Here is a 22,165-nt window from a genome sequence, read left to right as displayed (position 1 = left end):
GCCGGGACGACCTCCAGCCCCAGGACTGCGGCCAGTTGCCGGCAGCGCATGCCCTCCCGGCCGGCCTCCGACTCCAGCACCGCCACGATCCGCCGGCAATCCGGCGCAAGAACCGACGCCGCCATGCCCTTCACCCGCCGCGGAAAGTCACGGCCCGCTGCCGGCGCCTCCGGACACTCGACGAGGCCCGCGAACTGGTGGCCGAGGGCGCTCTGGACATCGACCTACTGCTGAACAAGCGCGTATACCGCCCCACGAGCGCGGGCGCGGAGACCGACGACCGCGGCACCGGGGCACCGGGGCACACGGGTGACCGTCACGGACTGCCTCATCGACACCTCCGCCCTCGCCCGCGGTCTCCTCCGCCAGAACACCGCCACCGAACCGGAAGTCCTCTACTCGGCCCGCTCCGCTACGGACCGCACCTGCTTGAAGACGGCCCTCGACGCCCACTACGCCTGGTGCCCCATGCCCGACGGCGTCTACCGTCGCTCCCGCGTCAACCAGGAACAGCTGACCGCCAAGGGTGAACACCGCAGCGCGGGCCCCGTCGACCTGCTGATGGCCGCAGCCGCGGAATAGGCGGGACTCACCCTCCTCCACAACGACCGCGACTTCGAAACCACCGCCCGCACGATCGACCTCAGGCAGTAGAGCTCGCGCGGCACCGACGAGTACCGAGCTTCTGGCCGACCCGGGCCGCCTGGCAGTCAGTCCGCGTTGGCCAGGGCCGTCTCCCGACACCCAGGGGTCACCGGGCGACACCACTTCCGGATCCTCGCGTCCAGCCAGCGTCCAGAATGCGACGTCCAGACGCTCGCACAGCCCACCCACGACGCCATCCTCCAGCCGTGGGCTGATACATCTGCGCAGGCCACAATGACCTCAACCAACGCTGACGGCAACGGAGTCGAACTCACGAGCAGCGGATTCAGCCCCGTGGACCAACGCCCTGAATCGGCGCCCCCAGATGAGACGTTTCCGCAGGTCACAGGAGAGCATGGTGGGGCGGGTGGGACTCGAACCCACGGCCGACGGATTATGAGTCCTTTGAGGATCTTGGCGGTCCTTGCCGATCAACGCTCATCCTTGACGTTTTCGCAGGTCAGATGCGGTCATCCGTGTTGGGGCTAGTCAGCACTTGTCAGTCTGTTCCTGTCCTTGCGGCCTCAACTCGGCCTCAATGAGGCCCGGCAAGATCGCGCCGACGAGATAGCGGACGATCGCGCCAGCTCAAGGACAGGAATCGAACCCACGCGCAGCGGATTTCCCTTCCAACGCGCAGAGACTCCACCCCAGGGTGCCAGGGCGGAGCCTCTGGGAGCACTTTCACCGAGCAACGCGTATACACAGAGCCCGAGCTACAGGACCGGAATCAGTCCGCGTCCAGCTCGGCCGCTTCGACGGGGTGCCGCTGCAGCCAAGCGTATGCGTCGGAGTTCTCCTTGAGCCAGCGGGCACAGACGGCCCACTCGACGCGCTCGCTGCCCGCGTCACTCAACACGACGTCCGCGACCAGCCGCGTACAGCCCGCCCCGGCACCATGCGCACTACACGCTTTCTTGGCATTCGTATGAGGAACGATGGAGACGACGCGGGACACCATGGCCCGCTCCCCCTCGGCATACGTGCGGTCGAACCACTCGATGAACTGGTGCACAGTACCTATCTTGGCCGCCCGGTCATGCAGGGCCTTCTGGTCATGGCCGGTCAGGAACCAACCGAGCGTGACCGGCGCCCCACAGCCGCAGCCACAGATCCGGGCCGCATGAGGGGAGTCGAAGTAGGTCACCGAATTGCGGGCTGCGGCAACCGGCTGAGGCTTGCCCACATAGGCGTCATGGACAGGGTGGCCCACCTCCTGGAACAGGCACTTCCCGACGCACTCACGGAACTGCGGCCACAGAGCCTGTGGGCCGGAATTACAGACGAAGCCGGTGATCCGCTGGCCGTCCATCCCGAAGTCGCACCCGCACACGCGCATCACCGAGGTCACCATTCCGGCCGCAGCCACGACGTCCGCCTGGCTCCTAGCCACGGCGCATCAGCAGTTCGCGTACGCCCGGTCGCTTCGGGGCCACAGGTCCAGTTGAGCGTCACAAGATTCTTTAGGAAATACCTGGCGACCACCGCTCCGTTCCGACCTGCGGCAACTCGTCTCGGAATGCGGCAGCCTGACCCTGCGTCAACTCAGTTTTTCCAGAACCGAGTTGACGGAATATGGGTTCATCGCGAAAATTTCACACATGAACCCACAGTCGTGGCTCGATGCGTTCGTGGAGCGCAATGCGGTGGACCTGGCCCGAATGCGTGAGTACTGCGAACAGAGCCTCGCTGTAGCCATGGAGGCGGAGCGGAAGAAACGCCCAATCCCAGAGGGCGTGCAGGGGGCGGTGGTGGCCATGGAGATGCGTGACCGCGTCCTGCTCGCCGTCGCCAACCCAGTCTTCGAGTCAGGCAAGTTCACCCTCGTGGAGAAGCCGAACCGCTCAGTGTGTCTCCGTGAGAAGCGCACCGGCCACGAAATACGCGTCCGCAAGGCCAAGGAGCCGCCCGTGCTCAACGCAGCGGCGTACCGCCCTCCCGACGTCCACCAGCCCCCGATCTTCGACGCCGACGGCGACGATCTGGACTCCGGCCTGACCCCCGTTCTTGTATGGCACATCGACCCGAGTGACCTCATGGCCGACTTCAGGGCTGTCATCGTGGACGACCTCGACGAACTCAACCACTCTCCGATGACCGTCTGCGCCTCGACGGAGGTGCCTCTTCTCGCCACTTTGAAGCACGCTAACGTTGCGACCGCGGCGAGCGCGGTGAACGACGACTTCGATGACCTGGTCGACCGGCGCCACCCTCGGGAAGCCGACGGAACAGGGGATACACCAACTCAGGCGTAGCCCCTCACAGATAGACAATGGAGATGGGCTGCTGTGGCTGACACGATCGCTGTCTACGGATATCGCGTCCGTCAGGCACGGACGATCCGCCACAGCCCCATCAAGCCTCTCGCGCAGATGCTGGACATGTCCCCCTCGGCGTGGACCGCGCTCGAACGCTCGACGTCCACGGACATGCCGCGTCTCAAGCTCAGAACTCTCGCGACCCGCTTGAGGTTTCCCGCCGAGTTCTTCTCCCAGCCTCCGGGGCTGCCCATTCACCGCGGTTCTCTGCTGTTCCGCAGCAAGAAGTCGATCAAGGTGGCGCAGATCGACGCTCTCACCACCTTGGCCGAGATGATCGTTGAACTGGTGGCTGCCCTCGGCGAACACGCGACGCAGCCCCCTCTCCGCCTGCCGATGGCACTGCGCCAGGACATCAGCCCCGAAGAGGCTGCCCGGCAGACCCGTCAGGCACTCGACCTTCCCGAATCCGAGCCGATCCCCCACGTCATCCACACGCTTGAACGCGCCGGCGTACCCGTTGCCGTCGCCGACGTCGACATGCCAGACGCCAGACACGACGCCTTCTCCGTATGGGGTGGGGACTTTCACGAGCAACCCCTGATCGTCGCGCGGCCGGTGAACTCGTGGGAGCGCACGCGTTGGTCGATCGCCCACGAGGCCGGCCACCTGATCCTGCATCGTGGAACCACAGGCGAGGTGGACGAAGATGCAGCCAACCGCTTTGCCAACGAGTTCCTGTTTCCCGCCGACATGCTCCGCGAGGAGTGGCCCGGCGCCGCCACACTCACGTCCTTGATGCCGCTGAAGCAGCGTTGGAAAATGTCACTCGCGGCGATCATCACGCACGGCAAACACCTCGGGCTCGTTGAGGAACACCGCGCCACGGGCCTCTTCAAGCAGCTCTCCGCACGCCGCGATCCCCACACAGGAGTCACCTGGAGGATCCAGGAACCCGGATGGGCCGACCTGGAACCCGAGCGGCCACGCCTCCTCGCCGTCATGGCTGAACGCGGCCTGGAACAACGGCCTACCCCAGACCTCTTCACCACCCTCACCGGCGGCTGGGCCCCCGACCTGATGGAACAGATCACCTCTGGCCTGAGGGAAGCCCCGGCAGTAGTCCAGGAGCATGCCAAGACAGCACACTCCTCGCTCCCCAGCAACGTCGTCACACTACGTCGAGCCTGAACTGAACAGGTTTTGCGGCCTCAACCACGTAACCCTTCATAAGAAGGAGAGACAGCACCACATGAGCCTGGAAGGCTTGCGCAGAAAGCTCGCTGTACAGGGATACGCCGTAGTGGACCACTCCAATTGCAGCTTGATTGGTAACTACTTGGGACGACCTGACGCACCTGAGCATCTCGCGCCACCAGTCTCCGAAGCAGCTCGCCGCTGGTCGCTCTCTGGTGTATGCGGCCTGGACGCCTTCCCTTGGCACACTCACGCCGCTTTGTCGTCAATTCCGCCGCGTTGGTTTCTTCTAGCGGCCAGCCAGATGACGAGGCCGACCTGGACTGAAATCCTGAGAAGCCGTTGTCTTTCCAGACTTGAGGATCGCGTTTTCTCTGGTCAGGCATAGTTCCGGTGAGCCGGTGGGAGTGATGGCGTGTCGTGTCGTCGCTCCGGTGGAAGTCGTGGATGCCGTCGGCTGTGGGGCTGCTGGAACAGCGCGAGATCGCCGCCCGCCGTCGCGTGGATGGGCTGAGGGAAGAAGCCGATCGCGTCCAGGCCTAGTTGGCCGTGGCCGAGCGGGAATGGCGGGAGTGGGCCATATCCTGCTCGCGGGTCGGTGAGGTACTGGCCCCCGTGGACGAGCCCGCGCAAAGCCACGCCCGGGCCGAGGGGACATTGTCAGCGCCGACTGCGGCGAGGTCGAGGCCGCACGTGCCGGTGTGGTGTGAGGGGCTGGCTGGCCTGGTCGGTGCTGTCGGTGGACTATCAGCGCATCCTCACCGCGCTCGCGGACCGTGACTGGCTCGGTCAAGGGCCACTGACCTGCTAGGAGTTGGCCGTGATGTTCGGTCTGGACGCGGTGCGGGCCAAGGTGGAGGCGTTGCGGTCGAAGGCGAAACGTCTGGTCGCGCGGGGCTGGCTGGCCGAGCGGCAACCCGGCCGGTTCACGCTCGCTCAGGGTGCGTCCGGGCCAGGCGGCGGGTCATGAGCAGCGTCATCGACCAATAGATCATCGCCTCGGCGAAGTGCGTGGGTGAATTGCTCGACCGTGGTGACCTTGTCCAGCTGAGACCAGGGCTCGGCCGTCCAGTCGGCCAGGTCGCGCATGATCGCCCGTGCCCGCGAAAGCGCGCTCACCGCGTCGGGAAAGGGTTCGCGTACTCGGTAGAGCGTCGAGGGCAAGGAACGTGCCTTTCGGACGGGACCAGGGGCGGCCTCGTCCTCAAGGTACGCATCCGCCCCTATCTCGGATTACAGCCTGAAGTCGGACAGCAGTAGCCAGCGGCTCAGCAGGAGCACCTGTTCAGCAGAACAGCAGGTATGTACCTCGACGTTGCCTCGGTCGGCGTTGCTGCCGAGGTCGAAGTCGCCCAGGCTGTCGGCGCTTTCGTGCAGACTGGCAGAGGGAACCCTTGAGCTCGCCGAGGCGGGCTGGCTGCCGGCACCGGTTTACCGGTCGCAGGGGAAGACCACCAGGCGGCCTGCCCGACCCCATTGCTTCGCCCACGTGTTCCGCCCCGCCTCGGCGTCACCCCCGCACCAGTGGTTCGCGGGCCCCACCTCCACCGAGGCGTAGGACTCCGGGCGTCCGAGTCACCAGCCCTGCTGGGGTTCGCCCAGCGAGAGTCCGCAGTCGCGGCGCCAGTTCTCGCCTTCGGTCGTCCAGGCGATGCGGTTGCCGAGGGAGATCCAGACGCCGAACTCGCCGGGCGACGGCACGGCGATCTGCCGCGTCCAGACACTGTTCAGGCAGAGTTGCACACCGCAGTCCTTGGACTCGGACAGGCCGCGCCAGCCGCAGTCCCAGTCCACGTTCAGAGACAGCGGTCCGAGAACGGGAACCATGTCATTCAGTTCCTCCTCGGTGCAGTCGGGGTCAGGCTCGCTGTAGGGATCGCCGAAGGGCGAGGTCGAATCCAGAGTGAGAGTCAGCTTCTCGGGCAGCGGCCAGAGATCGATCAGGTCGGGGCGGAGTATCGCGTAGCCGGCGAACGAGGAGTTCGGCTCTTCGTTGTCGAACGTGACGACGGTGCGGCGCCGCAGTTCGTCCAGGCAGGGTCTGACTCCGGGTTCTGCCTGGTTCCCGTAGATGCGGGCGGTGTCGAAGGCGGAGAGGGCGTAGGCGTATTGCTCGGCTGTGGTGACCGGCTCCATTCGGGGCGTGGGGAAGGAGGTCCAGTCGGCCAGGTCGCGCGAGATCGCCCGCGCCCGCGTCAGGGCACTCGGCGCGTCGGGAATGGACTCGCGTACTCGGTAAAGCATCGAGGACAAGAAACGTGCCTTTCGAACAGGGCCAGGGGCGGACGCGCCTTCACGGTATGCGTCCGCCCCTGCTCCGGGTTGCAGCCTGGTGTCAGTCAGCGACACCAGGCGCATCAGTAGGAGTACCCGTTCGGTGAGTAGCAAGTGTGTCTCTCGACACGGCCTTCGGCGGCGTCGCTGCCGAGATCGCCCGCCAGACGGCCTGCCCTACCACAACTACTTCACGCGCATGTTCCGCGCCGCCCCGCACCAGTGGCTTCGGGAGCCTCGCCTCCACCGAGGCGTAGGACTCCGGGCGTCCGAGTCATCAGCCCTGCTGGGGTTCACCGAGCAGGAGTCCCGAGGCCCGGCGCCAAACTTCGCCTTCGGGCGTCCAGGCGACGCGGGTGCCGAGTCGAATCCAGACACCGAACTCACCGAGGGACAGTTCGGAGGCCTCTTCGCCCCAGACGGTATTCAGACAGAGTTGCATGCCGCAGTCTTTGAGCTCCGCCAGGCCGCGCCATCCACAGTTCCAGCTAATGTCCAAGCTCAGTGGCCCGAGCACGGAGATCATCCGGTCCAGTTCCTCCTCGGTGGCGATGTCCTCGGGCTCGGTGTCGGCGGTACCGAAGGGCACGGTCGTGTCCAGGGAGAGCATCACGCCCTCGGGTAGCGGCCAGAGGTCGGCCAGGATGGGGCTGAGACGTAGGTCAGCCGTGAGCCAGGACTTCGGCTGCTCCGCGTCGAACGCGATGGCGTCACGGCGCACGAGTTCGTCCAGGAAGGGAAAGACGACGGGATCCCGGTCCGCGATTATGCGGGCGGTGTCGAAGGAACGAAGAGCGTACGTGTACTGCTCGGCTGTCTTGATCGGTTCCAGTTGGGGCCAGGGGTTGGTGGACCAGTCGGCCAGATCCCGCATGATCGCCCGCGCCCGCGCCAGCGCACTTGTGGCGTCGGGAAAGGATTCGAGCACTGGATAGAGAATTGAGGCCAAGAAACGTGCCTTTCGGGGACAGGGACAAGGGCGGACGCGGCGTCGCCGTACGCGTCCGCCCTTGTTCCGGGGATCAGATCTTGGGGTCAGACAGCCGTAGGCGGTTCAGTAGGAGTACCCGTTCGGTGAATAGTAGGTGTGCCCCTCGACGTGGCCTTCGTCGGCGTTACTACCGAGGTCGAAGTCTCCGAGTTTGGTGCCGCTTTCGTTGTAGACCCGCAGGTGATATCCACGGATCTTGTCCAGACTGCTCCCGTTTTGTACTCGTTTTTTCTGATAGTCCCGGACCCACTGCTTGATCTCCGGCGGATCGGCCAGGTCAGGAACCTGGATGAAGATCTCGTTGACGTCCGTGCCACCCATCTCGTCCTGACGCCAGCGCAACTGCTTGACGGCCTCCTTGAGTTGGCGGGTGAATGATGTCTTGCTGGGCTTCCCGATGGTCTTGACCTCGCCGTAGCCGACGATGTCACCTTGCTGGTCGAGGTATTCGAGGTCGGGGTTCTCGGACTGCTCATCTTCTCTGTGGATCTCGTTTTCCTTGGGCATCATCCGGGACCGGGTTCCCTCCGGGGCACCGTCCAGCGCGCGGTAGGCGTTGTCCAGGGTGAGCTGCGGCTCCCGGTCTTCGCCTTTGTGCTCCTCTCGCAGCCTTTGTGCGTCCGCGTCCCGCCCCGAATCCTCGGCGGACGAGCCGTCGGACCCACCCCCGTCGTCGCCTCCCCCGCCGCCATCACCGTTCTGCACGGCGAAGGCGATGTTGGGCGCTGCGACGGCGGTGGCCACCGTGGCGGAGCCGGAGACGGCGAGTGCGGAGCCCGCCATGATCAGTGCCTCGCCCGGTCCGAGCGCTCCGATGCCGGACAGCATGAGCGCGCCGCCCAGGCCGTCCGCTGCCGCGCCGAGCAGCAACTGCCCGAAGCCGAGTGCGGCCATGGGGCCGTTGGTCCGGTCGATGACCTGCTGGGCGGTGTCGGCGAAGCTGGAGACCGCGTTGGACAGGGAGCTGAACCAGCTCTGTCCGGTCGGGTCGCTGCCGGTCACCGGGTTGTTGGCGGCGTAGTCGTAGCCGGTCAGCTGTGAGGGGTCGGTGGCCTCCAGTTGCGGGTCGCGGCTGATGAAGCGGCTGGTCTGCGTGTCGTACTCGCGTATCCCGAGGTTGACCAGGCTGGTGGTGGTGTCGGTTGTGCCGCCGACGTAGCCCTTGTCGCCGAGCCAGGTGGCCGGGGTCGTGCCGCGGGTTCCGCCGAAGGGCAGGTACTGGCGCCGTGTCACCGCCTGGGTCTGGTAGTCGACGGACAGGTAGTCGGTGCCCTGGCGGTTGGGGATGAGGTATTGGATGTTCCCGCTGCTGGAGCGGGCGGCCACGGTGGTGCCGTTGACGGAGTAGTAGCGGGTGCCGGTCACCGCCTTGGTGGCGGTGTTCTCCACCAGTTCCTCGTCGCCCAGGTAGAGCGTGGCCTGGGTCGGGTCGGTGCGCAGCACCAGGCCGCCGTCGAGGCCGTAAAGGTAGCTGGTGGCGCCGGCCGACGTGGTGTCGGTGTCCAGCCGGTTCTGGTGATTCCAGGTCAGGGTCTGGTCGCCCAGTGCTCCGCCCTGGATCGAGGTGGTGTTGCCGGAGTCGTCGTAGTGGTAGTACGCCGTGTTCGCGGAGGCTGCCGGGCCGGTGGCGGTGGTGCTGCCGAGCGTGTGCGGCTGGTCGGTCGCGGAGCCCGGGGCCGGGTAGTGGTAGGTCGTGGTGGTGTCGTCGGCGCTGTTGCCGGTGGTGTCGTGGTCGGTCTGCGTCTGGCGCTGGCCGTCAGCGGCGTAGCTCCAGGTCTGCCAGTAGGGGTTGGTGCCGCCGACGGTGGAGCTGCTGCCGGTGGCGGGTGTGGCTGCGCAGTTGTCGGTGGCGGTCCAGGCCGCGGTGAGGCGGGCCGCCCAATCGTAGCCGTAGCACTGGGTGTCGACTACGGAGCCGCCGCTTTGGCTGTCGGTGGTGGAGGTGAGCAGTCCGGCGCCCTTGGAGACGGCCGAGTTGCCCCAGGTGTAGCTGGTGTCGTCGACGACCGTGCCGCTGGTGGAGTCGGTGGTCTTCGCGTCGGTGGGCTGGCCGGTCTGCGGGTCGTACTTCAGGGTCAGATCGACCCAGCTGGTGGTCGGGCCCATGGAGTACTGGAGCGGGTCGCCGTACTCGTCGTAGCCGATGGCGGAGACGTACGTCCAGGCGGCGGTGCCGGTGCTGCCGACGCTGGTGACCTGACCGTACTGGTCGTAGCCGTAGTTGACGGATTCCGCGGGCAGTCCGCCGCTCGCCGGGTCCTGCTGGCTCGCCAGCGTACCGGTGAGTTTGTACGTGTAGGCCTCCGTGTAGCCGGCGGACGGCGCCAGCGCCGCGACGTTGCTCGGCAGGTTGGCCAGCGTGGTCTTCGAGGCAGCGACCTCGCCCATGCCGGTGTAGGCGAGCACCGCGTTGGTGACCGAGGCGCTGGTGGTACCCAGCTGGTAGGAGGTGGAAGAGGTGAGGTACCCCTTCTTCAGCGTGTCGTACGTCCAGGCCGCGACCTGGTTGGCGGTCGACGGGATGGCATTGCCGGTGATGTCGTAGGCCGCGGTCCTGCGGCCGTCCTTGTCGTACTCGTACTGGGCCTGGTCGCCCCGGGCGTCGGTCGTGGTGAGCAGTTGGCCTGCGTTGTCGTAGGTCGCCGAGGAGGCACCGGAGTCGGGGTCGGTCGCCGCGACCTGGTCGCCCAGGAGGTTGTAGGTCCAGGTCCAGGTGTTGCCTGCCGGGTCGGTCTGGCTGGCCTGGTGTCCGTCCGGGTAGTACGTGGAGTGCGTGTCCGAGTAGTCCGAGGCGGCGTCGTGGACCGGGTCGGCCTGGGCGCCCGCGTGGTACTGGTACAGGTCGGTCTGGCGTCCCCGGGCGTCGGTGATCGTGGTCTCGGCCACGCCGCCCTTCGGGGGCACGGTGGTGGTGAAGTTGCCGCCGAAGACGGTGGTGGTGTTCCAGGTGGCGGTGCCCAGCGCATAGGCGGTGGCCACGGTCTTGCGTCCGGCGCCGTCGTAGGTGAAGCCACTTTCTGAGGGGACGTCACCGTCCTGCGCCTGCACCAGCGTGGAGCTGGGGACGCCAGTGGTGTAGTAGGGGGCGGTGGTCTTGACCACCCAGCCGTTGGTGTCGTAGACGGTGTCGGTGACGTCCCGGCCGCCGTCGACGGTGGCGATCTGCGTTTCGCGAGGCCGAAGCAGCGCGTCCATCAGCAGTTCGCTGCTGCGGTAGCTGCCGTCGTCATTCAGGGTCTGCGTGACGACGGAACTCGGCTTGTCGGCGGCGAGCGTGTAGCTGTACTTGTTCGCGGCGGCGGTGATCCCGGGCCGGAACACGGCGGTGATCCGCCCCAGCGCGTCGTACTGCGCCTTGGTGACGTAGCCGGCCGCGGTGGTCTGCGTCAGCATCAACCCGCGCAGCGGGTCGTAGGTCTGACTGAGCGTCTGTTGCAGCGGGTCCGTGGAGACGACGGTGGTGGGTGCGGCGCCGGTGGTCGGAGTGTAGACGGTCGTGGTGGTCCGCTGGTCGGCGTCGGTGCTGGTCAGCGTTCGGCCGTAGACGTCCGTGGTGAGCGACGACATGGTCGAGTAGACCGGGGTGGACCCCTTGTACGAGGTGACCTGCTGGGTCGAGGTGGGATCACCGACCGTGGGTGCGGCGCCCAGCGTGCCGGAGCCGTCGTAGTAGACCCGCTTGTCGCTGACGGCGTCGTCCGGAAGCGTCGGGGTGGCCGAGCAATTGACGGACACCGTCTTCGTCTCGTCCACCAGGTCGAGGATCCGGGCGGAGGTGTTGTCCGCGTAGGTCGCCGTGGTGCACAGGTCGTCGGTCGCGGTGGATACGTCGCCCTTGTCGTCGACCTTGGTGACCCGGCCGTAGGAGTCGTGGGTGTAGTCGGTCTCGGTCTCCCGGGTGGCCCCGGACGCCAGCGGCGTGAAGACATCGACCGCGTTCTGGCCGGTCAGGAACGCCTTCTGCGCCGGCAGCCCGCCGGACAGCGCGTGGACAGCGGTGGCGTCGCTGCTCCAGGGTGCGGTGATCGTGTCGTTGACGACCTTTCCACTGTTCAGCCCGTTGTAGAGGATCGCCTCGTACGTCAGACCCGTGTACTGGGCCGAGTCGACCACCGGCGGATCGCCGCGGGAGTCGGTGACGGTCGCCGAGCGGGTCTTGCCGCCGGGCAAGGTGTCCCCGTCCATGCCGCGGAAGTAGGTGTAGTCGCTCTCGGTGACCGGGTCGGGCGCGGTGCCCGTGGTGACCTTCATGCCGCCGTAACCGCGCCACTGGTTCCAGGTGCGCTGGGCGGTGGGGGTCAGCGGATTGTCGTCGTAGTGCCAGGCAGGGGTACCCACCGGGATGTAGTGGGTGACGATGGTGTCGTTGACGCCGCCGCCGGTCGGGTCCTGTTGGGTGACCGCGGTGACGATGTACTTGTTGAACCAGTCCAGCATCGGGCTGGTATGCCCGGTGGGAGTCCAGTAACCGGGGTAGCACAGGGAGGTGTTCTGGCTGGCGTCGCTCGGGGTGCCGCCGCTGCAGGCGGCGGTCGAGTAGCCGACGCTGATGATGCCGCCGGACTCGGTGGTGATGGTGTTGAGCCGGTAACGGGTGATCGGCGGGTAGCCGTCGGTCACGTCCACCCGGTTCGACAACGGCGCGCCGGAGAAGGTCACCTTCGGCATGGCGAGCGCCGACGTGGAACCGCCGGCGGAGGTGTCCTGGCCGGAGCGGGTCACCGAATTCAGCCACAGCGAGGGCGTGGTCGCGTCCCCGGTGGCGGGGAAGGAGTAGGTGAACGCCCAGGAGTCGACGTTCGTCTCGGTGGAGCCGACCAGCGCCTGGGTCTGAACGCCCGTCAGCTCGTTCTCGCTCCAGAACGTCGGGGAGTTGGCCGAGCAGGTGGCGCCGCTGGCGCAGTTCAGGTCGAACGGCACGTCCGGCCAGTTGGACGCGGTGGAACTGGTCAGCGTGGAGGTGGCGCACCCGGTGGCGGAGGTGTTGCAACGGCCGTTGTAGGTGAAGGTGACCTGGCCGGCCGGGCTGGTCGAGTACACGGAGCCGTCGCGCTGGCCGTACTGGATCTTCGCGAGCACCGCGTCGCGCACGTAGGGGGTGTCGGCGGTCTTGCCTAGGTTGCGCGCGTAGTAGGCGGTGGTCGGCGTGTAGAAGGAGGACATCACGTCGCCGTGGGTGTCCTTGACGTAGTCGAGCATCCAGCGGTAGCCCTGCTGGCACCAGGAGTTGGCCCAGGTGGCGTTGTAGCAGGGCTGGGTCGAGTCGGTGGTGTAGACGGGCTCGGTCAGCACCGAGTTGGTGACCGTGTTCCCCGACGCCCACCCCGGCAGCCTGTTCAGGCCGAACGTGTACTGGGTGCCGTTCGACGTGGTCACCCGGAAGTATTCGCCGCTCTGGGCGCCGTTGGTCGCTCCGGTCAGCCGCTCGACGCGCTCGTCGGAGTCGCCCTGGGCCCGGTAGTCCCCTGTGGTGTCGTCCTTGATCAGGGTGGTGGTGGTGCCGTTGAGCGAGAGAGTGAGCTGGTTGTCGGCCGACCAGCAATTGTCCCAGGTCTGGGTGGTGCCGCTGGGGTTGTCGTGGCAGGAGCCGTAGGAACGCTCGATGTAGTTGCTCGGCAGCGAGAAGCCGTCGCCGACGACCGAGGCCTGGTTGTTGGTGGACGAGGTCAGGCCGTCCACGCTCTGGGAGTCGTAGCCCAGTGAGAGGTTGGGCGTCAGTCCGCCGGGGACGCTGGGTCCGGTGATCGGGTAGGACCAGGTGAACGCATCGGTGCTGCCGCCAGCCTGCCAGGAGCCGGAGGGCTTGAGCGAGGTGGCGGTGAAGTCACCGCCACCGCCGCTCGGGGCGGCGGTGGCAGCCAGGACCACGCTGTTCTTGGCGAGGGTGAGCGGGGACGAAAGGGCCTGCGTCGTGGTGCTGTTGGCAGAGGCCACGGGAGTCTGGGTGCGGCAGGAGGCGAGTCGCGGCGTGGTCAGGGCGCAGTCGGGCAGCCGCACGAATCGTAGTCGTGAGCCCCAGTCGGCGCCGAATGCGGCGGTGAAGTCCCGGTAGTCCAGGCCGACTTCGACCTTGCCGTGGCTGCCACTCGGCAGCCCGGACAGCTTGAGCAGCACTCCATCGACACCCGCCGACTGCCCGGTCCGCTGCGGGAGGACGCGCACTGAGGCATGGTCGAGGCTGAGGCCGGAGGAGGGGGCCAGCCAGACCGGGAGGCTTCCCGCCCGGAGCCGTGCGCCGGATGCCGCATGCGTCTTCGCGGCAGTGCCGCCCGTTGCCGTCGGGGCCGCAGCGGTCGTCGCGGCGGCGGCGAAGGCAGCGGTACCGCTGGGCCACTTCACCTTCGGCGAGGGCGAGTTGGCCAGGTGTCGGACGGGGCCGTAGTGGGAGCGTACGGCGGTCACCGGGACCGGCTTGACCTGAGTTAAGCCGGGTTGCCGGTGGTTCGAGACCGCTTCGGCCGTACTGGTGAGGCCCACGATCACGGAGATCGCCGCCGTCATGGCGGTCAGTCCGCGTATCAGGGAGCCCACGGGTCTCGCTCGCCCGCCCGTCCGGGCGCGTGAACCTGTCGTCCTTGGCAAGAACTTGCTCCTTCGGATGACGATGAAGTCGATGAAGTCGATCTTGAAGACGCAACGGAACGCACCCACGACAACCGTCCAGGAATTGCCGCTCGGGAATCTCTTGCCAGATACGCGACATGGAAATGTCGCTACTTTTCGGATGGCTGGTCACATAGGGCGTCAGCTTGCTGAATTGATCTTTTCGGGGCCCGGACGGCCACTTGCATTCGCCGCTGGGCCAGCCCGTCGGCTGAGACCCGCAGCCAGGAATCCGATGCCGTACCTCACGCGGCACTGCGCTTCGCCGAGGTCTTCGCCCGGCCGATCCGCACCGAAAGAGATCCGGCGCACATCGCGGTACTGGATGCCTGCTTCGCCTTCGCCCCGGCCCCGCTCAGGGCAACCTTCGCCGCACCGGAGGGCCATGAGACGTGCGGGGGTCGATAGGCCGGCACGGGCTCGGGCTGGTGGCAGTGCGAGGCGACAGCGGAGACTGGTACCGGCTTGTCATGGGCGTGGGTTGGCGCCTGGTACTGAACGGCCACGGCGGCCAGCGTTGCCTGTAAGACATCGGCGCATCAGACCATCGCGGCGGGAGCCACAGTGGGGGCGCGCAGTGCAATCCGGCTCGGCCAGGCACTTGCGGGCCGGCCCGTTCGGGGCCGCCTTGCCGCCCCGGCGTCTACCAGAAATCACAGCGCCCCGCCCCTCTGCGTCCATAACGATCACTCGATCCGAGCGGACGCTACCCACCCCTTGACGCTCGATGAACCCTCCGATGCAGGCATGACCAGACCTTTACGTCGCCTACATGACAACGTTTCCCCGCCAATCGGGCGGAATGATCGCCTCCACCCACCGTGCCCCTCTGGTCACGGACAGCGGCGGACTCCTAGCGTCGTGAACTACTGGATCTTCAGGTCTCAGACAGAGGTGGATGTCCCCATGCGAAGGCACCGCATACCCGGCGCACTCAGAACCACCGGCCGGAGCAGAGCCGCCGTCACTGCCACGCTTGCCCTGCTCGCCGCCACAGCGAGCCTGACCCCCGCGTATGCCGACACTCCTGGGGGCGCGGCCCTCTACTCCTCTGGCGCCTCCGCCCCGGTCGCCGACGACACGTCCGAGCAATCGGATCTGCCTCAGCTGTCGAACGGCTATGGTCCGTCGGCCGCCCAGCTTGAGGCGATGGAGACCGCTGCGGCGACAGCCCAAAAGACCGGGAAGGCTGTCACGGTCAGCTCGTTGACAACGCCCGTCCAGCAGGTGGCCGCCAGTCCCGGCGGCGGATTCCAGCTGTCGGCCAACCCCGAGCCCGTGCGCGTCAAGCAGCACGGCAGCTGGGTCGCTGTCGACATGACACTGCACCACGACAGCGACGGCACCTGGTCTCCGGTCGCGACCGCGTACGGCACGGTGTCCTTCTCCGGTGGCGGTCACACCCCGTTGGCCACGACCCGTTACAGCGGCGTGAGCATGGCCGTCTCCTGGCCGGGCACGCTGCCCGCTCCCGTCGTCAAGGGTGGCTCCGCGACCTACCGGTCCGTACTGCCTTCGGTGGACCTGGTGGTCTCGGCCACCGCCGCAGGCGGCTTCACCGACACGCTGGTCGTCAAGTCCCCTGCCGCCGCCCGGAACCCGGCGCTGGCCACCCTCCGTCTGGGTACCCAGGTGACCGGCGGTCGCCTGGCCCGGGGCGATTCGGACAACCTCGCGTTGCGTGACACTCGTGGCCGGGATCTCATGGACGCGGCCAGCCCGATGATGTGGGACTCCAACACCGTGCTGCCGGCTTCGGCAGCCAAGAAGGGGCGTACGGCGAGCACGGCCAAGGTCGCCGCGGACCCCTCGGACGCCGCGCACCCCGGGCTGGCCGCGCGTGAGGCACCGGTGGGTACGAAGGTGTCTGCCTCACGACTGTCCCTCGTTCCGGACTCGCGGATGCTGACGGCCCGCTCCACGGTGTTCCCGGTCTACATCGACCCCACGTTCAACTGGCACCCGTACGATCCCGCCGCCCCGGCCTTCGACGAGGTCAAACAGGGTTGTCCCAGCAAGTCCTTCTACAACCAGACCGGCTCGCTCGCCGACAACGGATACCTGGGGGTCGGCTACAACGGCTGGCAGGAGGGCGCCTGTTACACCGGCAAGGAACACGCGATCTACCAGTGGAAGCTGTCCTCCACCCTCTTCGGCGCGCACATCAACACCGCGACCGTCGACGCCACAGAGATCTACTCCGCGTCCTGCTCCAGTTCGTACACCGTCAATCTGCACTGGTCGGGAGGCATCGGATCAGGCACCGACTGGAGCAACCGCCCCGGCTACAACAGCTACTCCACCTCCGCAAGCTACGCGCGTGCCTACAACCCGACGTACTGTCCCTCGAACGGTTCGGTGACCCACGGCCTGAACGTGCTTACCCCGATCAAGCACAACGCCGCCGGTCATTCCGCCACCTTCACCGCCACGCTCAGCGAGGACTCCGCCGAGGCCGGATACGACGACGGCGGCTTCTCCCGCTTCGAGCACAACCCCAGTCTGGAGATCTTCTACAACATCCCGCCGTCCGTCCCGTCCAAGTCGACGATGGCAGCGGTCGCCGGCGCGGACGACGCGGCCTGCGACACCACCGGCCCCGACTACCCGTACATGGGCAAGACCATCGCCAGCACCCCGCCCGTGCTGAGGGCGAAGGTCTCCGACGCCGACGGTGACAAGTTGCAGGCGACCTTCCAGTACTGGATCAACGGCTCCACCACCCTGCACACCGGGCTCAGCGGCGACAACCTGGCCAGCGGCTCCAACGCCGCCTACAGCCTGCCGGCGAGCTTCATCAGCTCGCTGACCAGCGGCCAGATCGTGGACTGGCAGGTCAAGGTCACCGACGGTGAGGACTCCACCGCCTACACCCAGTCCCCGACCTGCCACTTCGTCGCCGAACCCACCGCGCCGAGCGCCCCCACCGTCACCTCGAAGAACAACCTCTACCCCAACACCGACAACGACGGGGTCACAGGCGCCGCGGCCGGCACCGCCGGCACCTTCAATGTGTCCACCAGCGGCGGGGCCAGCGCGACGAAGTTCGTCTACTCCGTCGACGTACCGCCCGCCACCAGCAACCCGCCCGCTTCCCAGATCGTCACCGCCACTAGCAACGCCGCCGCGGTGACCATCACTCCCTACTCCCCCGGTCCGCACACCCTTTGGGCGTACGCCGTGGACGCCGCAGGCGACGACTCCGGTACCACCGGCTACCCGTTCCTGGCCGCCGGGGACCCGAACACCACTTGCACGAGCCTGTCCGCGTGCTTCAACAACACCGGCATCAGCGCCGACGCCACCCCCGCCCAGGCCGACCTGGACGGCAGCGGCGACAGCTACTCCGCCACCGACCTCACCACCGCAGGCTGGACCAGCAGCGGCAAAGTCACGATCGACGGAGCGACCTTCACCCTGCCCGCCTACGGAGCTGGGCAGAAGGACAACGTTCTGGCTGCCAACCAGACCATCACCTACAACGGCTCCGGAAACGCGCTGGAGTTCCTGGCCACCTCCACCTGGTCGGGGCTGTCCACCCCCGGAGCCATCGCCAACGACGACACCGCGCCCTACGTCCCGGCCGGAACCGCGGTGAGCGGTTCGTACTGCTTCTCGGGCACCGACCCGACGGGAGCCTGCGCGGCCACTGGCACCATCACCTACACCGACGGCACCACCGCGACATACGACCTGACCGTTCCCGGCTGGACCGTCAGCGCCGACTCCATTGCCGCCGTGGTCCTGCCCCACCGCAACAACACCTCCGGGCAGACCACCACCCCGCACCGGCTCTACGCCTTCTCTGCACCCATCGACCCGGCGAAGACCATCGCCTCGGTGACGCTGCCCGACGTGGGCAACCACATCGGCTACCACACCCAGTCCCTGCACATCTTCGGCATGGCCACCCGCAACACCACCACAGGCACCCCCGAGGCCAAGGGCACCACGGCCGCCGCACCGGCCGGCCAGAGCTGGACCGGCGCCTGGGCCAACCCCAACGAGGGTCAGTACAACTTCCAGGGCGCCAACTTCTCCAACCAGACCTTCCGTATCGCCCTGCCCGCCTCGATCTCCGGCAACACCGTCCGCATCAAGCTCGACAACGCCATCGGCTCCAGTCCGCTGTCCATCGGCCACGCCACCATCGCCCAGGCCTCCGGGTCCGGTGTCATCTCCGCCGTGCCCGCCGCCACCCCCACCACCCTCACCTTCGGCGGCAGCCAGGCGGTCGCCATCCCAGAGGGCGGTTCCGTCTACAGCGACCCGCTCACCTTCCCCGTCACCGCCAACCACTACCTCCTCGTCTCCTACCAGCTGACCAACTCCGTGCCGTACCTGGTCCAGCACTCCTTCGCCAACAACGCCTACCAGTACGTCACCGTCAGCGGCGCCGGGGACAAGACCACGGACACCACCGGCACGCCCTTCGCCAGCAGCACCGGAACCCTGCAGGGCTATTTCACCGACCTCGTCACCAACGTCGACGTCACCACCAGCCACACCCCGACCCAAGCGGTGCTCGGTGACGGACTCATCGACGCCTTCCAGCCCAACACCACCCCCATCACCAGCGGAAACCGCGTCTCCGACACCCTGGAAGGCGCCGAACCCACCACCCCCACCCCCTACGGCACCATCGCCGAGGGCATCGAATCCAACGACCTCATGACCGACAACCCGCAGCTCTACAACTCCAAGATCCTCGGCGGCCCCTCAGCCCTCTCCCGCATCGACCGCGACATCCTCGACCAACCCGGCATCAGCAACGTCGTGGTCTACGAAGGCCTCGAAGACCTCCTCGGCGGCAGCACCCCGGACGAGTTGGAAGCCAACGGCTACACCGCCCTCGTCCAACAACTCCAAGGCTGGGGCATCTCCACCACGCTGACCTCCCTCACCCCCTGCGACGGCTTCAACGGCGACGGCGCCACCGCCAACGACCCCTGCACCAGCACGGTCGACGCCAACCGCACCGACGTCAACGACTGGCTCGACGACATGGACCTCGGCAGCCCCTGGTCCACCCCACCCGTCTACTACGCCGACTTCAACACCGCCCTCGCCGTACCCGACACCGACAACGGCGAGGACAAACTCGCCGCCGCCGCCGACACCGGCGATCACGTCAACCTCACCAACGCCGGGTACGCCGCCGAAGGCCTCGCCATCCTCTCCCCCCACGACACCTGGGCCCTCGACGACGGCGACGGATTCACCATCGCCAACGACACCGCCCCCACCAACACCCCCTACACCGTCAACGACACCACCGGCGTCGGCAGCAACACCCTCACCCTCAACGGCACCACCACCTGGACCAACGACACCACCCGCGGCGAAACCCTCTCCTTCGACGGCACCACCGGCTACGCCGCCAGCAGCGGGCCGGCGCTCAACACGGCCGGCAGCTACTCCGTTTCCGCGTGGGTGAAACTCTCCTCACTGCCCACCAGGAACGCCACCGTCGCCGCCCAGGACGGCACCCAGAACAGCCCCTTCTACCTCCAGTACGACTACGCGGACACCGGCAGCCCACGCTGGGCCCTCGCCTTCGCCAACACCGACACCGCCGACCCGGCCCTCACAGTCGCCGACTCGACGACGGCGGCCACCGCCAACACCTGGACCCACCTGGTCGGCACCTACGACGCCACCACGAAAACCGCCCAGCTCTACCTCAACGGCAGCCTCGCCGCCACCGCCACCGGTGTCACCTCCTGGAACGCCGCCAACGCCTTCACCATCGGCCGCAGCCTCCACAACGGCACCAACAACGACTTCTTTCCAGGCCTGATCAGCACCGTCCAGGCCTGGAACTACACCCTCACCCCCAACCAGGTCACCGCCCTCTACCAGCAGATCCCCTGATCCCTCCCGCCGTGGGTGCTCCCAACCCGACAGACAGGAGCACCCACGGCGGCGCACCACATGAGCCCCAAGACCTGCTGAGTAGCGACTCAATCACACGTCGCCGCAGCCGAGTTGAACACCACCGGCGTGAGCACGTACAACTGCGGCAACAGGGTCTCCCGGATCTCGGTTGGCTTCGCAACCCCGAGCTACCGAGAGGCCCTGTCTTCATGCCCGCAGCCTGCACCAACCACCCGATCGAGACTCCCGTTCGACGCATGCCCCTCAAGATCGGAACGACAACAGCTACTTATCTTGACTCTGTCGGAGATCTTGGAGTTTGCCGGTGCGACAGCATGATCGACGGGCATGCTCGGGTCGTTCCGCCGACCGATGCAGTTGTCGAGGTGTCTGTTGTCCCTTCACCCTCGTTCCGGTGAGCAAGTCCCGTCTCTGACTGTGCAGGTTGCGCGGGCGAGCAATCCGGGTGGTACGACGGCGATATGGGTGCGCGACCGGCTGGACGGGCTGTGGTGCGACGAGGACTTCGCCGACTGGTACCCACGAGACGGGCGGCCAGCTCTCTCACCTGCTCAACTGGCCACCGTCTGTGTGCTGCAGTTCCTGCTCGGCCTCTCGGACCGGCAAGCCGCCGAGGCGGTCCGCTGCCGCATCGACTTCAAGTACGCCATGGCCATGGAGCTGGACGATCCCGGCTTCCACCACAGCGTGCTGGCCGACTTCCGCGACCGTCTCACCGAGGGGGATCGTGCTGACCGCCTCCTTGACCTCGCGCTGGCCCGCCTCAAAGAGGCCGGCCTGGTGCGCGAGCGCACCACACAGCGCACCGACTCCACCCACGTTCTGGCCGCGGTACGCGACCTGACCCGCCTGGAGCTGATCACCGAGGCCGTCCGCGCCGCACTCGAAGAAGTCGCCGGCAGCTTCCCTCACCTGCTCGACGACTTGGTCGATGAGGACTGGGGGCGCCGCTACGGCCGACCGGTCCGCCTGGGCAAGAACCCCACCAAGCCCAAAACCAGAATCCTCGCCACCGGAAACGACGCCGTCCGGCTCCTGGAACACCTCTACCAGCACGGAACAGACCGGACATCCGGTCCCCGCATCCAGGCCTGCGCCAGATCATGATGCAGAACTATCACCATGACGCCGCAGGACATCTGCGCTGGCGCACCGCCGAGACGGAAGGCGGACCCGGGCTGCCGCCCTCGTCGAGGGCGATCGTCTCTCCCTACGACACCTCGGCCCGCTACGCACGGCACGGACACATCATCAGCTGGAAGGGGTTCACCGCTCACCTGACCGAGACCTGCGCTCCCGACGGCCCCAACGTGATCACGGACGTGGCCACCACCGCGGCCACCACCCACGACAGCCAGGTCCTGCCCGGCATCCACACCCGCCTCGCCCGCCGCGAGCTGCTGCCCGCCGAGCACCTGGTCGACGCCGGCTACACCTCCCTGCCCCACCTGGAACAAGCCGCTCGTGAACACCAGGTCACCGTCTCAGGGCCGCTGAAGAGCAACCCCACCCGCCAGCACCGCCAAAACGAGGGCTTCGCCCGGGACGACTTCCATATCGACTTCGATCGTCAGCAGGTCACCTGCCCGCAGGGGCAGGTCAGCGCGGGCTGGCACGGCCCCTACCCGACCTCCTCACCCACCGCGGCCCCACTGATCGTGGCCAGGTTCACCAAGAGCCAATGCCGTCCCTGCCCGGCCCGCACCCAGTGCACCACCACCGCCGACAGCGCCCGCACCGTGGGATTTCCCCCGCGAGAGCTCCGCGACCTGCAACTCCGCGTCCGCACCGAGCAACAGACGCCCGAGTGGAAGACCCGCTACGCGGTCCGCTCCGGAGTAGAGGGCACGGTCAACGAGTTCGCCCACGGACACGGCATGCGACGCTGCCGCTACCGAGGACAGGGAAAGGCCCACATCCAGCACATCCTGACCGCCATCGCCGTCAACATCGAGCGCCTCAGCGGACTGCCGCCGACCGAGGAAGGCCCCATGCCCCGCCGACCGACTGCCTTTCAGCACTACCTCGACCAGCGTGAGATACGACGGCTGAAGTCCTGGCGAACCCTGGGCAGCTAGCCTTGGCACTCCAAGATCACCGACAGAGTCAAGCTTATGGCAGGACACGGCCGCGGGGAGAACACATCGTGGCGCTCTCCTCCAGAACGGCATCTTCAGCCAGGCCGCCCGCAACACCCGGTGGGCCACCCTTTTCATCGCCACCTGAGACACTCCCTCGCCAAGCAAAGTCGTACCTGGAACACGCCTCCCGTAGGTGGTGAACGGGCGTCGGAACAAAG

At 67.1% G+C, this 22,165-nt stretch carries 9 protein-coding genes and 2 pseudogenes; 7 read left to right on the top strand and 4 right to left on the bottom strand.

Annotation, left to right across the window (positions count from 1 at the left end; all coding sequences use genetic code 11):
• Nucleotides 1-309: 309 nt before the first annotated feature.
• Nucleotides 310-579: pseudogene (locus tag AB0I69_RS22575) on the top strand (VapC toxin family PIN domain ribonuclease); the annotation flags it as partial.
• 796 nt (nucleotides 580-1,375) lie between these two features.
• Here the strand turns inward: AB0I69_RS22575 and AB0I69_RS22570 are convergent.
• On the bottom strand, nucleotides 1,376-2,014 hold the full coding sequence (locus AB0I69_RS22570) for a hypothetical protein (RefSeq protein WP_363097413.1): 639 nt from the start codon (nucleotides 2,012-2,014) through the stop codon (nucleotides 1,376-1,378).
• Between the two features lie 232 nt (nucleotides 2,015-2,246).
• Here AB0I69_RS22570 and AB0I69_RS22565 point away from each other — a divergent pair, with 232 nt between their 5' ends.
• The 3 genes and pseudogenes from AB0I69_RS22565 (at nucleotide 2,247) to AB0I69_RS22555 (ending at nucleotide 5,070) form a co-directional block, all read left to right on the top strand.
• On the top strand, nucleotides 2,247-2,900 hold the full coding sequence (locus AB0I69_RS22565) for a hypothetical protein (protein ID WP_363097412.1): 654 nt from the start codon (nucleotides 2,247-2,249) through the stop codon (nucleotides 2,898-2,900).
• A 33-nt stretch (nucleotides 2,901-2,933) separates the two neighbouring features.
• Nucleotides 2,934-4,094: an ImmA/IrrE family metallo-endopeptidase gene (locus AB0I69_RS22560; protein ID WP_363097411.1), complete on the top strand. Its 1,161-nt coding sequence runs from the start codon at nucleotides 2,934-2,936 to the stop codon at nucleotides 4,092-4,094.
• A 549-nt stretch (nucleotides 4,095-4,643) separates the two neighbouring features.
• Nucleotides 4,644-5,070 (top strand): annotated as a pseudogene (locus AB0I69_RS22555) (hypothetical protein).
• 605 nt (nucleotides 5,071-5,675) lie between these two features.
• On the opposite strand, the gene AB0I69_RS22550 reads toward AB0I69_RS22555, so the two are convergent.
• From AB0I69_RS22550 to AB0I69_RS22540, 3 genes are all read right to left on the bottom strand, one after another.
• A complete protein-coding gene (locus tag AB0I69_RS22550; protein ID WP_363097410.1) occupies nucleotides 5,676-6,344 on the bottom strand; it encodes a hypothetical protein in 669 nt (222 codons plus the stop codon).
• 307 nt (nucleotides 6,345-6,651) lie between these two features.
• The gene (locus AB0I69_RS22545) at nucleotides 6,652-7,302 is read right to left on the bottom strand and encodes a hypothetical protein (protein WP_363097409.1); all 651 of its coding nucleotides are present in this window, start codon (nucleotides 7,300-7,302) and stop codon (nucleotides 6,652-6,654) included.
• A 126-nt stretch (nucleotides 7,303-7,428) separates the two neighbouring features.
• Nucleotides 7,429-13,896: an RHS repeat-associated core domain-containing protein gene (locus AB0I69_RS22540; protein ID WP_363097408.1), complete on the bottom strand. Its 6,468-nt coding sequence runs from the start codon at nucleotides 13,894-13,896 to the stop codon at nucleotides 7,429-7,431.
• Between the two features lie 978 nt (nucleotides 13,897-14,874).
• Between AB0I69_RS22540 and AB0I69_RS22535 the strand changes: the two genes are divergently transcribed.
• From AB0I69_RS22535 to AB0I69_RS22525, 3 genes are all read left to right on the top strand, one after another.
• The gene (locus tag AB0I69_RS22535) at nucleotides 14,875-19,842 is read left to right on the top strand and encodes a LamG-like jellyroll fold domain-containing protein (RefSeq protein ID WP_363097407.1); all 4,968 of its coding nucleotides are present in this window, start codon (nucleotides 14,875-14,877) and stop codon (nucleotides 19,840-19,842) included.
• A gap of 441 nt (nucleotides 19,843-20,283) precedes the next feature.
• Nucleotides 20,284-20,973: a transposase gene (locus tag AB0I69_RS22530; RefSeq protein WP_363097406.1), complete on the top strand. Its 690-nt coding sequence runs from the start codon at nucleotides 20,284-20,286 to the stop codon at nucleotides 20,971-20,973.
• Nucleotides 20,970-21,944, top strand: coding sequence for a transposase (locus AB0I69_RS22525; protein WP_363097405.1), 975 nt, complete (start codon nucleotides 20,970-20,972; stop codon nucleotides 21,942-21,944). The genes AB0I69_RS22530 and AB0I69_RS22525 overlap by 4 nt, the downstream gene beginning before the upstream one ends.
• Nucleotides 21,945-22,165: the final 221 nt, after the last annotated feature.

Origin of the sequence: Streptomyces sp. NPDC050508 (assembly GCF_040655155.1) — a bacterium.
Taxonomy (GTDB): domain Bacteria; phylum Actinomycetota; class Actinomycetes; order Streptomycetales; family Streptomycetaceae; genus Streptomyces.
This window is presented reverse-complemented; position numbering and strand designations above follow the sequence as displayed.

Excerpts from the sequence above, each read along its gene's own strand:
- AB0I69_RS22565 (WP_363097412.1), top strand. The coding sequence starts at position 2,247 with ATGAACCCACAGTCGTGGCTCGATGCGTTCGTGGAGCGCAATGCGGTG.
- AB0I69_RS22550 (WP_363097410.1), bottom strand. The coding sequence starts at position 6,344 with ATGCTTTACCGAGTACGCGAGTCCATTCCCGACGCGCCGAGTGCCCTG.
- AB0I69_RS22535 (WP_363097407.1), top strand. The coding sequence starts at position 14,875 with ATGCGAAGGCACCGCATACCCGGCGCACTCAGAACCACCGGCCGGAGC.
- AB0I69_RS22525 (WP_363097405.1), top strand. The coding sequence starts at position 20,970 with ATGATGCAGAACTATCACCATGACGCCGCAGGACATCTGCGCTGGCGC.